Raw genomic sequence first — 13,336 nt, 5'->3', positions numbered from 1 at the left:
GTACGTGCCTATCAAGCTGCCCCGGCCGGAATAAAATTGCCGTCCGTCCTGTAAAAGCGCTGTACCCGGGCTATGTCCTTGGTGCAGACTTCACGCCTCCCAAGCGATGATCCCAAACAATCTGGAGCGACCTCATGCAAAAGCGAACCCTTGGCCGCACGGGCCTGCCTATCGCGCCGCTGGTTTTCGGCGGCAATGTCTTCGGCTGGACCGCCGACGAAAAGACCTCCTTCCAGTTGCTCGATGCTTTTTTCGACGCCGGCTTCAATGCCATCGATACCGCCGATGTCTATTCCTCCTGGGTTCCGGGCAACGCGGGCGGCGAGTCCGAGACGATCATCGGTAAATGGCTGAAGGGTCGCGCCCGCGACGAAGCCGTGATCATCACCAAGGTCGGCTCCGAGATGGGGCCGGGCAAAAAGGGCCTGTCGGCCAGCTGGATCGTGCAGGCGGTGGAGGATTCGCTTCGCCGGCTTCAGACTGATCATATCGATGTCTATCTCTCCCATTGGCCGGATGAGGAAACGCCGTATGAGGAAACGCTTGGTGCCTATGACAAGCTTCTGCAGCAGGGCAAGATTCGCCATGCGGGCGCCTCCAATCTGAATGCGGAGCAGCTGCGGGCAGCCCTCGATGTTTCCGCGGCAAAAAGCCTGCCGCGCTACGATGTGCTGCAGCCGGAATATAATCTTTACGACCGGCCCTCGTTCGACGGGCCGCTGCGCAATCTCTGCATCGCCGAGAATATCGGCGTGATCAGTTATTTCGGCCTGGCGCGCGGCTTCCTGTCGGGCAAGTACCGCTCGCACAAGGATCTCGAAGGCTCGGCGCGCGGCAGCGGTGTCGGCAAATATCTCGATGGGCGCGGCATGCGCATTCTCGGCGCGCTTGACGAAGTGGCGGCCGATACCGGCAATACGCAGGCGGAAATTGCGCTTGCCTGGATCATGGCGCGCAAGGGCGTGACCGCCCCGATCGCCAGCGCCACCAATCTGAAGCAACTGGAAAGCCTGACGAAATCGGCTTCGATCACGCTTTCGGATGACGCCTGCCGGCTGCTCAACGAGGCAAGCCAGTAAGCGCAGGTTCAGCGCCCCGGTGTCCTGTCTGCAACCCGGCAAGATATTGGCGGCGGACTGTGCATCGTCTTTCCCAAAAGGCGCTTCGGCTGCTACACGAAGCCGGAGATTGCGGGAGGGACCGACATGGCGATCGAAATACGCGCGGCGGGGCCGCAAGATGAGCACGACTGGCGCAGACTTTGGGCCGGCTATGCCGCCTTTTCCGGCACCACGCTGGCGGCCGACATCATCGACCGGACCTGGGCGCGGCTGATGGATGACGCCACGCCGTTGTTTGCGCGGCTGGCGATACTGGACAACGCCGTCGTGGGTTTTGCCATCTGCCAGAAGCAGTTCGCCACCTTCTTTCGCGAACCGGTCTGCTACCTGGAAGATCTGTTCGTCGATCCGGCAGCACGGGGGAGCGGCGTTGCCAAGGCGATGATCGACGATCTGATCGCGCTGTGCGAGGCAAACAATTGGGACCGGCTCTACTGGTACACCGAAGCCGGTAACGCACCGGCAAGGCGGCTTTACGATCGCTATTCCGGCACTGACGACCATGTGCGCTACAAGATCACGTTCGGCACGTTCACCAGTTCGGGAAATCCAACGTAGGCGTCTGCATGGCTGCCGGAATGATTGGCCATGCCCGCTTTTGTCAGCAGACCTGCGGGCGCGACATAACTGCGGATGCGCCGGACGGGGCGCTCGTGCCACTGGATGTTGACGGCCCAGAGTTTTGGGAAGAAGCAGAGCGACGCATAGGGCAGGTGATCATGGATCCACCAGGCGAGCGATTGCCAGCCGCCAAGGGTGGCGCGGCGGTCCCAGACCCAGGGGATGACGATGCAGGCGGTTGCGCCCATGCAGCCGTCGGCGTCGCGCATGTCCCAGATATGATCGGCGGCCGTTGCTGCATTGGTCGAGCAATTGAGCTTGTTGCGGTTGCCGAACTCGTTGACGGAACGTGACCGGTAGCCCGAGCGGATATGCAGCCGCCCGAAGGTCCGCTGCAGCGGCTCCAGAAGCTCTTCGCAGAGTTTTGTGCCCGCCGCGATCGTCAGGTCCGGATCGTCGGGAATGTTCGGCATGCCATAGAAATCGGCGATCTCCGAATGCAGGAAGTCGCGCAGGAAAAAACTCTCCGACAGCCGCGCCCGGCCCATATCTTCCAGCGCTTTCATCGATCCTGGCTTTTTCATCGGATGCTCCCCGGTTTTGATGAAGACTATGCCGCAGACAGCTGGCGTGCCACCCGTTTTCCGTGCGCCGAGACCGGAGCAATCCACCCTCTCGCCTTCATTCGACCGCGTCATCGTGTTAAGATCGGCGGTCAGCTAGGGAGAGAAGCATGTCCGACGAGCAGGCAATAGGCGCGGTCGTTCACCTCTATGTCGATGGTATGGCGTTCTGCAACGAAGCGGCGCTGCGCAAGGCTTTCCATCCGGATGCCAAGATCATCGGCCATTATCAGGGTGCCGTCGAATGGATGTCCCGCGACGATTTCATTGCTGCCACCCTCGCCGAACCGCCGGCCCCTCCCGGAACGCAGCCGCTGATGGATATCGAGATCACCGACATCGAGGGCGAAGCCGCCTTCGTCAAAGTTGCCGATGAATTCGCCGGCATGCGGTTCAGCGATTACCTGTCGCTCCTGAAGATCGATGGCCGCTGGGTGATCGTCAACAAGCTGTTTCATCTGCACCGGTAGGACTTGGCCAAGGGACTGCTGTTTAGCTCTCCCGCTGAGAGGGCGGCGGCGCTTTCTCTTCTCCCCAGCGGGGAGAAGGTGCCCGAAGGGCGGATGAGGGGGCGGTCCGGCATGAATGTGCGAGTCTTTCATTGCAGTGGGCTCCAGATTCCGTTTGCTCAAGCTCTCTTCTTCAAGGGTGGCTTCGCCCCCCTCATCCGGCCCTGCGGGCCACCTTCTCCCCGATGGGGAGAAGAGGGAGATCGTCGCCTTCCTCAACGGTCTATAACCACGCCCCCACGCCCGGAAAATCCGCCGTGGTTTTCTCTGTTGTTTACTTGGCCGGGGCGCTGGAAAGTGCCGGGACAAAGTAAGTATATGACGCCTTCCAGCGCCCCGTTCAGTGTTCGACGATGGGCAACTCCGGTTTCTCTGCGGGGRTGGCGGCGCCCTTTTGATACGGGCTGACGCTGACGTTGCCGCCGCGCCAGGAAAGATAYTGCTGTCGCAATACCGCTCGCCGGTCCTCATGTGTGCCTCACAGGCACGCCCCGCCATTTTGCAGACGGGAGGGAAACCACTTTCTGACCATCCACCGGACANGGTCCTCATGTGTGCCTCACAGGCACGCCCCGCCATTTTGCAGACGGGAGGGAAACCACTTTCTGACCATCCACCGGACAAAGGCTTACGTCTGTCCTYCACCCGGCACCGGCCCTGTCTCACCGCTACGCCTAGCGGTCTCGCCGATGACAGGACGCAATGATGATGGCACAGGTTTTGATCGCGGGGATTTACGGGAATGAAAAATGCGCGCGGTTCGGTGGCGTGACTTCGGCCGCAGATGCTGTCGAGCTGGAAACATGAAGTATTTCAGCAATATGAACGTCCACCATACCCGTTTTCCAGTGCGCAGTCCGTCTTGATGGGCTGCCGCATATCCCCGTCAGGATCTGCTTCCAACCTGTTGCGGAGGGCGCTGGCCTTACGGCGCACTTGCCACCGGCGGCTTCAATCGCAGGCCAAGCACCAAAAGCATGCCGATCGCGTAGACGGCAACGACCGATAGCCAGATCGCGCCGGGCCAGTGTTGGCGGAAGGCGAAGTAGACACTTGAGAAGGCCAACGGTGCGATGATCGTGGCGAGGCTGACAACGGACGCCAGCACACCCTGGAACTGGCCCTGGCTGCGCTCGTCAACCTGCCGGGTGGCAAGAGATTGCAGTGCCGGAACGCCAATGCCACCCAGCGCAAAGACCGGCATGATCGCGAAGATCATCCAGCTTTGCGTGGCGAACGCCATGACGACGAGGGCAATGCAGGTGCCGGTGACCCCGGCCAGAATAGCCGTCCGCTCACCGAGAAGCTTCACGGCCGGGCCGGGAAGGAATGCCTGGGCAAGCGTCTGGCAGATGCCGAAAGCACCGAGCGAAAGACCGATCCACAGACCGTTCCAATGAAAGGCATCGTTACCCCACAGCGCCCAGCAGGTGCCATAGGCTTCGCCGGTGGCGCTGAAGATGAAGAAGATGAAGACCAGCGGCAAAACGCTTTTCAGCGAAAACACCCATCGCAAGGGGCGCAGCGGATTGAGTGCGCCGAGATCCAGTGCCTCGCGTGTCGGTGTGCGGGACTCCGGCAGGATGAAGTAGGCCAGAAGCAGATTGCAGCCGTTGAGCAGCGCCGCCGCGATGAACGGCAGCCGCAGCCAATGATCGCCAAGGACGCCGCCGAGGACGGGGCCGATGATGAAGCCGATGCCGAACATGGCATTGAACAGGCCAAAGCGCTTGGCGCGTTTGTCCTCGGCAGAGATGTCGGTGATATAGGCCATTGCGACGGCAATATTGGCGCTGGTGAGGCCGGCGATGGCGCGGCCGATGAAGAGCATCCAGAGATTGGATGCGAAAGCCAGGAAGAGATAGTTGATGGCCGCACCGCCAAGCGAAATCAACAGCACGGGCCGGCGGCCGATACGATCGCTGAGAGCGCCGAGCACCGGGGCAAAGATAAACTGCATCACCGCATAAAGAGCGGTCATCGTACCGATGTAAGGCGCGACGTTCTGGGTGTGGGTCACCTCCTGCAGCAGGGAGGGCAGAATGGGAAAGATGAGACCGATGCCGATGGCATCGAGGACAATGGCGGTAAAAATGACAAGCAGAGGCCTGTTCATGGCGCAATCCGATCGACGCAGGCATGCGGACGCGATCCGCGCCGATGCGTGCGATAGGGCCTGACGGAGATCAGGCGTGTGGTTTAAGGGAAACGCTGGCCGATCCATGCCAAAAATGCGCAGGGATGGCGTGTGCTTGACCACCTGGACGACAATTCGTCCACCTGTTTACTCCGCTACCGAGCGGATCAAGGGAAGCGGCCGCTTTTCGCGACGGATGTTATTTACATCGGCGGGTGCGAAGGGGCAAGTCCTCTCAGCTGACCAAGTCAGCCACCATAGAAACAGCGACCGAAAAATACAGAATGCGGGCAGGCCGTGAAATGCCGGATTGTCGCCTTCTGGCCCAGCGGCCCCCTATTGCCTGCAGAACTCAGGCGATAGGAAGATACATTCGGGGCTCGCTCGTCTTGAACCACGCTTTCGCGATCTTGCTGTCTTCAATTTCATAGATGCAGACGACGTCGATCTCTCCCTTTCCTTGAGAAAAGGTTCGCGTGACAGTTTCGTGATCAATAACTACGTTTCCGACAACGATGCGTGTGAGCAAATTGCCGTACAAATCAGGCTCTTTGAACCGCTCGACGTGGCGCGCCTTGATTTCCGCAGCACTTCCCGCCAGCAGAGTGTTTGGGAAAGAATAATACTGGCAATCGTCCGCCCACCAAGGCATGAACGCATCAATGTCACGTGCATTATAAGCCTCAAGCTGTTTTTGCACCGGCAGGGAAACATCGTTCAAAACTGTGGTCCTCTAAAAATATTGCGAAATTCGTTCATCACGACAGCCATTATCTGATGTCTGCAAATGGCGCAAAGCGGTCCAGTCGCGGCGTCCATCGCCCAAACACCGCGTCAGCCTGCGTTGAACCACCGAAAGAGGCAAATCGCCCCTCCCGGTGCTCACGCTTTTTACGCCCGCAAAACCCCACCGGTGTTCTTCGTCACATTGGCGATGATCTTCCCCGTCAAAACTTCGAAATCTTCGTCGGTCAGCGTGCGCTCAGCCGGCTGGATGACGACTTCGATGGCGACGGACTTCTTGCCTTCGCCAACCGATGCGCCTTCAAAGATGTCGAAGACGTTGACGCCGGTGACCAGCTTGCGGTCGGCGCTCGATGCGGCCTTGAGGATCGCACCGGCTTCGACGGATTTGTCGACGACGAAGGCGAAGTCGCGCTTGACGGCCTGGAAGGGGGAAAGCTCCAGTGCGGCCTTGGTGCGGGTGGCCTTCTTCTTCGGCTCGGGCATGGCATCGACATAGACTTCGAAACCGGCAAGCGCGCCGGAAACGTCGAGCGCTTCGAGAACCTTCGGATGGAACTCGCCGAAATGGCCGAGAACGATCTTCGGGCCGAGCTTGATCGTGCCGGAACGGCCGGGGTGATACCAGGACGGGCCGCCTGCTTCGAACTGGACATTGCCCATCGGCACGCCGCAGGCTTCGAGGACAGCAATGGCATCGGCCTTGGCGTCGAAGACATCAACCGGCTTGCCGCCGCCCTTGGCGGCATTCGACCAGGAACGGCCGGCACCGGCAAGCGATGCGGTGCCGCGGCGGATACCGCCGGCAACACGGCGCTGCCCGGCCGGGGTATCGTTTTCATAGGTGCCGGAGACTTCGAAGATCGCCACGTCGCCAAAGCCCTTGTCGGCATTGCGCTGGGCCGCGGTCAACAGGCCGGGGAGCAGCGACGGCCGCATGTCGGACATATCGGCAGCGATCGGGTTTGCGAGCGACAGGCTTTCCGCGCCGCCGCCGAACAGGGTGGCCTGTGCCTTCGAGATGAAGGACCAGGTGACGGCTTCCAGCATGCCGCGGGATGCCAGCGCCCGCTTGGCAAGCCGGGTGCGGATCTGCAGGGTCGTCAGGATCTTGCCGTTGACGGCGCCGATGCTTTCGATCGGCTGCGGCTTGATATTGTCGACGCCATGGATGCGCATGACCTCTTCCACGAGATCGGCCTTGCCATCGACATCCGGACGCCAGGAGGGGACGGAAACCGAAACGCGCTCGCCAGAGCCTTCAACGCCGAAGCCGAGGCCCGTGAGGATCGAGATACTCTCTTGCGCGCTGACCTCAAGACCGGTCAGGCGCTTTACCTCGGACACCGGGAAATCGACGATCTTCGCCGTGTAGCCGGCATAACCGACGACATCGGTCTTGGCGGCCGTGCCGCCGCAGATGTCGAGAACCAGCTGGGTGGCGCGCTCAAGACCTGGAACCATGTATTCCGGGTCCACGCCGCGCTCGAAGCGGTAGCGCGCATCGGTGATGATCCCGAGCGAACGGCCGCTCTTGGCGATGTTCATCGGGTCCCAAAGTGCGGATTCGATCAGCACGTCGACGGTGTTTTCATCGCAGCCGGAATGCTCGCCGCCCATGATGCCGCCGATCGACTCGATGCCCTTGTCATCGGCGATGACAACGTTAGCCGGCGAAAGAGTGTATTCGCGCGTATCGAGCGCCAGAACCTTTTCGCCCTCAGTGGCGCGCCGGACGGTGAGGTTGCCCTTGACCTTGGCGGCGTCAAAGACGTGCAGCGGGCGGCCCTGGTCGAAGGTCATGTAATTGGTGACGTCGACCAGCGCATTGATTGGGCGAAGGCCGATGGCGAGCAGGCGCTGCTGCATCCATTTCGGGCTCGGGCCGTTCTTGACGCCACGCACGAGACGAAGCGCAAAGCCTGGGCAGAGATGGCTGTCTGTGCCAAGATCGAGCTTGACCTTGGTGGTGGTCTCACCTTCGGTCTTGAAGGCCGGCTGCGGCGCTGCCTTCAGCGTGCCGAGGCCGGAGGCCGCGAGATCGCGGGCAATGCCGTAGATCGACGTGCAGTCGGGACGGTTCGGCGTCAGGTTGATTTCGATGATCGGATCGTCGAGCCCGGCATAGGCGGCAAAGCTGGTGCCGACCGGCGCATCTTCCGGCAGGTCGATGATGCCGTCATGGCTGTCCGACATCTGCAGCTCTTTTTCCGAGCACATCATGCCATGGCTTTCGACGCCGCGGATGGTGCCGACGGCGAGTGTGACATCGATGCCGGGGACGTAAGCGCCGGGGGCGGCGAAAGCGCCAATAAGGCCCGCGCGCGCATTCGGCGCGCCGCAGACGACCTGGACCGGGGCACCGGTGCCGGTATCGACCATCAGGACGCGCAGCTTGTCGGCCTGCGGATGCTTTTCGGCCGAGACGACCTTGGCGATGACGAAGGGCTTGAACGCGGCCTTGTCATCGACCTCCTCGACCTCGAGCCCGATCGAGGTCAGGCGCTCGCAAATCTGTTCAAGGGTGGCATCCGTTTCCAGATGGTCTTTCAGCCAGGAGAGTGTGAATTTCATGATTTCACTCGTGTCCTAATGTCTTGCCGGTGCTTCCTCGTTTCGGAAGTGCTGGCGGAAATTGTTCAATCGACGATCTTAAGCGCTCAAACCGCCAAACAAGGTCGGCATGTCGAGCGGGCGGAAGCCGTAATGGCTCATCCAGCGAACGTCGGCATCGAAGAAGTTTCTGAGGTCCGGCATGCCGTATTTCAGCATGGCGATGCGGTCGAGGCCCATGCCCCAGGCAAAGCCCTGGTAGACGTCGGGATCAAGCCCGCCGGCGCGCAGGACGTTCGGATGCACCATGCCGCAACCGAGGATTTCCATCCAGTCGGTGCCCTCGCCGAACTTGACGATCGGACCGGAGGAACGGTCGCACTGAATATCGACCTCGAAGGACGGTTCCGTGAACGGGAAGAACGACGGGCGGAAGCGCATCGTCACGTCATCGACCTCGAAGAAGGTCTTGCAGAACTCTTCGAGAATCCAGCGCATGTTGGCGACGTTCGACTTGGTATCGACCACAAGGCCTTCGACCTGATGGAACATCGGCGAATGGGTGGCGTCCGAATCCTGCCGGTAGGTCTTGCCCGGAATGATGATGCGGATTGGCGGCTTCTGCGCTTCCATCGTGCGGATCTGCACCGGCGAGGTATGCGTGCGCAGAACCTTGCGCTCGCCCTTCTCGTCCGGATTGAAGAAGAACGTATCGTGCATTTCGCGGGCCGGATGGCCTTCGGGGAAGTTCAGCGCGGTGAAATTGTAATAGTCGGTCTCGATGTCCGGACCTTCGGCAATCGAGAAACCCATATCGGCGAAGATCGCGGTGATCTCGTCGATGATCTGGCTGATCGGATGGATGCGGCCGCGCTCGGCGGGCGAGGAGCGGACCGGCAGCGAGATATCGACGGTTTCGCGCGCCAGCCGTTCGGCGATCGCTGCGTCCTTGAGGGCCGATTTGCGGGTGGCGATCGCTTCGAAGACGTCGGTCTTCAGCGCGTTGATGGCGGCGCCGCGGGTCTGGCGCTCTTCCGGCGTCATCGTGCCGAGCGTCTTCAAAAGCTCGGAGATCGAGCCTTTCTTGCCGAGTGCGTTGACGCGCACGGCTTCGATCGCGGCTTCGTCACCGGCAGCGGTTACTTCGGCCAGCAGATTGTCTTTCAGGGTTTCCAGATCGGACATCGTTCATTTCCCGGTTCATTGCCGTGATCGGTCAAAGAAAAACCCGCGCCAGCCGTGCCAGCGCGGGTTTCCCAATTCGTATTCCAAAAGGCTTGGGAAGCGCTGGTCTTAACGAACCGCGCTTTCAAACTCGTTGGTGGTGCCTGCGTCCTTGAGGTATTCAAGCGCCTTCTTGGCGGCAGCGACAAGCGCGCCGAATGCTGCCGGCTCATGGATAGCCATGTCGGAGAGAACCTTGCGGTCGACTTCGATGCCAGCCTTCGCCAGACCGTCGATGAAACGGCCATACGTCAGGCCATGTTCGCGAACGGCAGCGTTGATGCGCTGGATCCAGAGGGCGCGGAAGTTGCGCTTGTTGACCTTGCGGTCGCGATAGGCAAATGCCTTCGAGCGATCCACAGCAGCCTTGGCTGCGCGGATGGTGTTCTTGCGGCGGCCGTAGAAGCCCTTGGCTGCCTTGAGTGTCTTCTTGTGCTTGGCGTGAGCTGCTACGCCGCGTTTTACACGTGCCATGTTATGATCTCCTTATAAATCCAAAAGTGCCAGACGTCTTAGAGACCGTTGGGCAGGTAGTTCTTGATGACCTTCTTGCCATCTGGCTCTGCCAGCACCATGGTGCCACGTGCATCGCGAATGAACTTGTTGGACCGCTTGATCATGCCATGGCGCTTGCCTGCGGCAGCTGCCATTACCTTGCCGGTCGCGGTGATCTTGAACCGCTTCTTGGCCGAGGATTTCGTCTTCATCTTGGGCATTTTGCTACTCCATTCTTCTTGGTTTTGAGATCGACTGACGAGGTCGTCTCCAGCGTAAAGAACGGCCACGGCATGCCCTGCCGGACCGTTCGGACGGGGGCTTGTAACCGAAGCGCCCGAAAAGTGCAATGGGATTCCGGAAACAGCCCGACATTTCCCGATTGCCAGTCATTGCAATGAAAAAGCCGCCAATCCGGCGGCTTCATCAGCGGTGGTTCTGGGCGGGGATTACCGCGGAGCCAGAACCATCATCATCTGGCGGCCTTCCAGCTTCGGCTCGGCTTCCACCTTGGCGATTGCCGTAGTGTCTTCCTTCACCTGGAGGAGCAGCTTCATGCCCAGTTCCTGGTGGGCCATTTCGCGGCCGCGGAACTTCAGGGTCACCTTGACCTTGTCACCTTCTTCGAAGAAGCGGTTCATCGCGCGCATCTTGACGTCATAGTCGTGCGTGTCGATGTTCGGACGCATCTTGATCTCCTTGATCTCGATGATCTTCTGCTTCTTGCGCGCCTCGGCGGCCTTCTTCTGCGTCGCGTATTTCAGCTTGCCCAGATCAAGGATCTTGCACACCGGCGGTTCCGCGTTCGGCGAGATCTCGACGAGGTCAAGACCCAGTTCTTCCGCCATGCGGAGCGCCTGATCGGTGGGAACGCTGCCGTGGTTTACACCTTCGGCGTCGATGAGCTGCACCCGGGGGGACCGGATTTCCTTGTTAGAGCGGGGCCCGTCTTTGACTGGGGCGTCCGTTTTGAACGGTCTGCGAATGGTCGTACTCTCCTCGAGCTGTTACGAATGCAATGTTCGGATGATAGCGCTTTGTCCCGGCTAAAATGCCGTTCCACTGCCGCTTGGTCTTCATGTGTAAATTGCTGCGGAAAAGTCAATAACACAGCTCTTCACGAAAATCACCACCTGTCAGGCATTCGAAGAATCTGTTTTAGAAAGAAAATCAGCGGTAAGCGCTTTAAAATAAGGAAAATAGCATGTCATTGCCAGTTTCGAACACCGCACCGGACACTCTTGAAGTCGGTACCGGCAGCGAATCGCGGCTCATCGCCATGCGCGTCCTGAAGGCAAAGAGCGGCAATCGCCTGCCCGCCCTGGTCTGGCTGGGTGGCTACCGGTCGGACATGACCGGCACAAAAGCCGTCGAGCTGGAGCGGCACGCGGCCGCTTCCGGTGCTGCCTGCATCCGCTTCGACTATTCCGGCCATGGCGCCTCCGGTGGTGCCTTTACCGACGGGACGATTTCAAGATGGCTGGAGGAGAGCCTCGCGGTCATCGATCATCTGAACCCGGAGCGCATGGTTCTCGTCGGCTCATCGATGGGCTGCTGGGTGGCGCTCAGGCTGGTTGCCGAACTGCGCGCTCGCGGCGAAGGAACAAGGATTGCCGGCCTCGTGCTGATCGCCCCTGCGCCGGATTTCACCAGCGAGCTGATTGAGCCGAATCTTTCGGATGCGGAACGCGCTTCGCTGGCCGAACGTGGCTATTTCGAAGAGCCGACTCCGTACGGGCCGGATCCGAATATTTTTACCGCCCGGCTGATCGAGGACGGGCGGCAGAACCGCGTATTGACCGGCATTATCGAGACCGGCTGCCCGGTGCATATCCTGCAGGGCATGCAGGATCCCGATGTTCCTTATAGCCATGCCCTGAAGCTGATGGAGCATCTGCCCTCGGACGATGTGGTGATGACGCTGATCCGCGATGGCGATCACCGCCTGTCGCGGCCGGAGGATATCGAGCGGATTCTGGTTGCCGTGGATGCGATGCTGGCTGGCTGAAAGCCGTAAACCCCTACGACCAAAGGCGTTGCCGGGCATTTTAACCATATCCGGCGATCCCCGATTCATGTGATTGACTTCGTTTCGGCCGCGCTGTTAACTCTTTGTTAATGATTAGAGCGGCGCGCGGCGGGGTTTCACCGCGAAAGCTGACCACGGATTTCAGGCTTTCGCGGGGGTTCTTTCTGAGGTTTCAGAAGAAACCGCGCCACAGGGGACACGCATGGCGCAGTTGATGGGCATCAGGAAAGTGGTCGTGGTACTTGCGGCTGTTTTCGCTTCGGCAGGCGTTGCTATTCCGGCGCCATCGGCAAGCGCGCTGTCGATGCAGACGGGCGCCATCACCTCGCAGCCGATCGGCCACTACGAATTCTGCCAGACCCATCGTCCGGAATGCGAAATCAAGACCAAATCGACGGTAGCGCCGCGCGTCACCGATTTCGGCTGGTCGGTGATCCGCCAGGTCAATCTCGCCGTCAACAGCGAGATTACCCCGATGACCGACATGGACCTGTTCGGCAAGGACGAGGTCTGGGCCTATCCCGAAGGTGCGGGCGATTGTGAGGATTTCGTTCTTCTGAAGCGCAAGCGCCTGATGGAAAAAGGGTTCTCTCCGTCTGACCTGCTGATCACCGTTGTTCGCAAGCCGGATGGCGAAGGCCATGCAGTCCTGACCGTGCGCACGGCACAGGGTGACTTCATCCTCGACAATCTCGAAAATGACGTGAAGCTCTGGAGCAAGACACCCTATCGCTTCCTCAAGCGCCAGGCATCGTTCAACACCGGCCGCTGGGTCACGATCGAGAACGGCGCGGAAGTGCTGGTGGGTTCGGTCGGGAACTGATTGCCGCCAGTTCAAGGTTTTGAAAAAGGGCGCGACCTGCGTAGGTCGCGCCCTTCCTGTTTCTGATCAGCGGGGCTTTGCGGGAAGAACCTGACCGACATCGATCCGGTTGCCATCTGGATCTTCAAAGACGAAGGCGCGCAGGCCATAGTCCTTGTCCTGCAGGCCCTTGATGATGCGCAGTCCGTGGCTCTGGCAAATCGCATGCAAGGCATCGACATCCGCCACCATCATATGCGCCACATTGAAGGCAGCGGCCTTGTGGCCGGGTTGCAGGGTCAGATGCAGTTCGGCCTGATCCTGCTTGAGGATCATGAAGCCGACCGGATTGCCGTTTTCGAAGGTTTTGCGGAAGCCGAGGACATTGACGTAGAAGTCGTGGGCCTTGCCCATATCCTTGACCGGGAGCATGGCGGCAATTCGCCCGAAGCGAATACCGTGATCGGCGATGTCATCCATCGCTTCACCTCAGATTTGGGAGAATTCGGGGCGCCAGACGGGCGGTGCCGCGTGAAAC

General features: G+C 60.1%; 14 protein-coding genes. 5 read left to right on the top strand and 9 right to left on the bottom strand.

Annotation, left to right across the window (positions count from 1 at the left end; all coding sequences use genetic code 11):
- The first annotated feature begins 134 nt into the window (after positions 1–134).
- Together ASD36_RS06905 and ASD36_RS06900 are read left to right on the top strand one after the other, a co-directional pair.
- Positions 135–1,079, top strand: a complete 945-nt coding sequence (locus ASD36_RS06905) for an aldo/keto reductase (protein ID WP_060502889.1) — start codon at positions 135–137, stop codon at positions 1,077–1,079.
- A 126-nt stretch (positions 1,080–1,205) separates the two neighbouring features.
- On the top strand, positions 1,206–1,679 hold the full coding sequence (locus ASD36_RS06900) for a GNAT family N-acetyltransferase (RefSeq protein WP_060502888.1): 474 nt from the start codon (positions 1,206–1,208) through the stop codon (positions 1,677–1,679).
- Here ASD36_RS06900 and ASD36_RS06895 read toward each other — a convergent pair.
- Positions 1,631–2,266: a hypothetical protein gene (locus ASD36_RS06895; RefSeq protein WP_060502887.1), complete on the bottom strand. Its 636-nt coding sequence runs from the start codon at positions 2,264–2,266 to the stop codon at positions 1,631–1,633. The two genes, ASD36_RS06900 and ASD36_RS06895, sit on opposite strands and share 49 nt — an antisense overlap.
- Before the next feature lie 149 nt (positions 2,267–2,415).
- On the opposite strand from ASD36_RS06895, the gene ASD36_RS06890 reads away from it, so the two are divergent.
- Positions 2,416–2,775, top strand: a complete 360-nt coding sequence (locus ASD36_RS06890; protein ID WP_037103863.1) for a nuclear transport factor 2 family protein — start codon at positions 2,416–2,418, stop codon at positions 2,773–2,775.
- Between the two features lie 964 nt (positions 2,776–3,739).
- On the opposite strand, the gene ASD36_RS06885 is transcribed toward ASD36_RS06890, so the two are convergent.
- From ASD36_RS06885 to infC, 7 genes are all read right to left on the bottom strand, one after another.
- Positions 3,740–4,930 (bottom strand): TCR/Tet family MFS transporter, encoded by a 1,191-nt coding sequence (locus ASD36_RS06885; protein ID WP_060501306.1) that lies wholly within the window; start codon positions 4,928–4,930, stop codon positions 3,740–3,742.
- Between the two features lie 373 nt (positions 4,931–5,303).
- Positions 5,304–5,672, bottom strand: a complete 369-nt coding sequence (locus tag ASD36_RS06880) for a nuclear transport factor 2 family protein (RefSeq protein WP_060501305.1) — start codon at positions 5,670–5,672, stop codon at positions 5,304–5,306.
- A gap of 170 nt (positions 5,673–5,842) precedes the next feature.
- On the bottom strand, positions 5,843–8,269 hold the full coding sequence (pheT, locus tag ASD36_RS06875) for a phenylalanine--tRNA ligase subunit beta (protein WP_060501303.1): 2,427 nt from the start codon (positions 8,267–8,269) through the stop codon (positions 5,843–5,845).
- A 78-nt stretch (positions 8,270–8,347) separates the two neighbouring features.
- Positions 8,348–9,433 carry a phenylalanine--tRNA ligase subunit alpha gene (gene pheS, locus ASD36_RS06870; protein WP_060501301.1) on the bottom strand — a complete coding sequence of 362 codons (1,086 nt, stop codon included), beginning with the start codon at positions 9,431–9,433 and terminating at the stop codon, positions 8,348–8,350.
- Between the two features lie 108 nt (positions 9,434–9,541).
- Positions 9,542–9,946, bottom strand: coding sequence for a 50S ribosomal protein L20 (rplT, locus tag ASD36_RS06865; protein WP_037103878.1), 405 nt, complete (start codon positions 9,944–9,946; stop codon positions 9,542–9,544).
- A 38-nt stretch (positions 9,947–9,984) separates the two neighbouring features.
- Entirely contained in the window at positions 9,985–10,188 is a 204-nt protein-coding gene (gene rpmI, locus ASD36_RS06860; protein WP_018323613.1) for a 50S ribosomal protein L35, read from the bottom strand.
- 228 nt (positions 10,189–10,416) lie between these two features.
- Positions 10,417–10,953, bottom strand: coding sequence for a translation initiation factor IF-3 (gene infC / locus ASD36_RS06855; RefSeq protein ID WP_060501299.1), 537 nt, complete (start codon positions 10,951–10,953; stop codon positions 10,417–10,419).
- A gap of 218 nt (positions 10,954–11,171) precedes the next feature.
- Here infC and ASD36_RS06850 point away from each other — a divergent pair, with 218 nt between their 5' ends.
- Together ASD36_RS06850 and ASD36_RS06845 are read left to right on the top strand one after the other, a co-directional pair.
- The gene (locus ASD36_RS06850; RefSeq protein WP_060501297.1) at positions 11,172–11,975 is read left to right on the top strand and encodes an alpha/beta hydrolase; all 804 of its coding nucleotides are present in this window, start codon (positions 11,172–11,174) and stop codon (positions 11,973–11,975) included.
- 223 nt (positions 11,976–12,198) lie between these two features.
- Positions 12,199–12,819, top strand: coding sequence for a transglutaminase-like cysteine peptidase (locus ASD36_RS06845; RefSeq protein WP_060501295.1), 621 nt, complete (start codon positions 12,199–12,201; stop codon positions 12,817–12,819).
- Between the two features lie 66 nt (positions 12,820–12,885).
- Here the strand turns inward: ASD36_RS06845 and ASD36_RS06840 are convergent, their stop codons facing one another.
- Positions 12,886–13,278 carry a glyoxalase superfamily protein gene (locus tag ASD36_RS06840; RefSeq protein WP_060501293.1) on the bottom strand — a complete coding sequence of 131 codons (393 nt, stop codon included), beginning with the start codon at positions 13,276–13,278 and terminating at the stop codon, positions 12,886–12,888.
- Positions 13,279–13,336 lie beyond the last annotated feature (58 nt).

Origin of the sequence: Rhizobium sp. Root1334 (assembly GCF_001426665.1) — a bacterium.
Classification (GTDB): Bacteria; Pseudomonadota; Alphaproteobacteria; order Rhizobiales; family Rhizobiaceae; genus Pararhizobium.
This window is presented reverse-complemented; position numbering and strand designations above follow the sequence as displayed.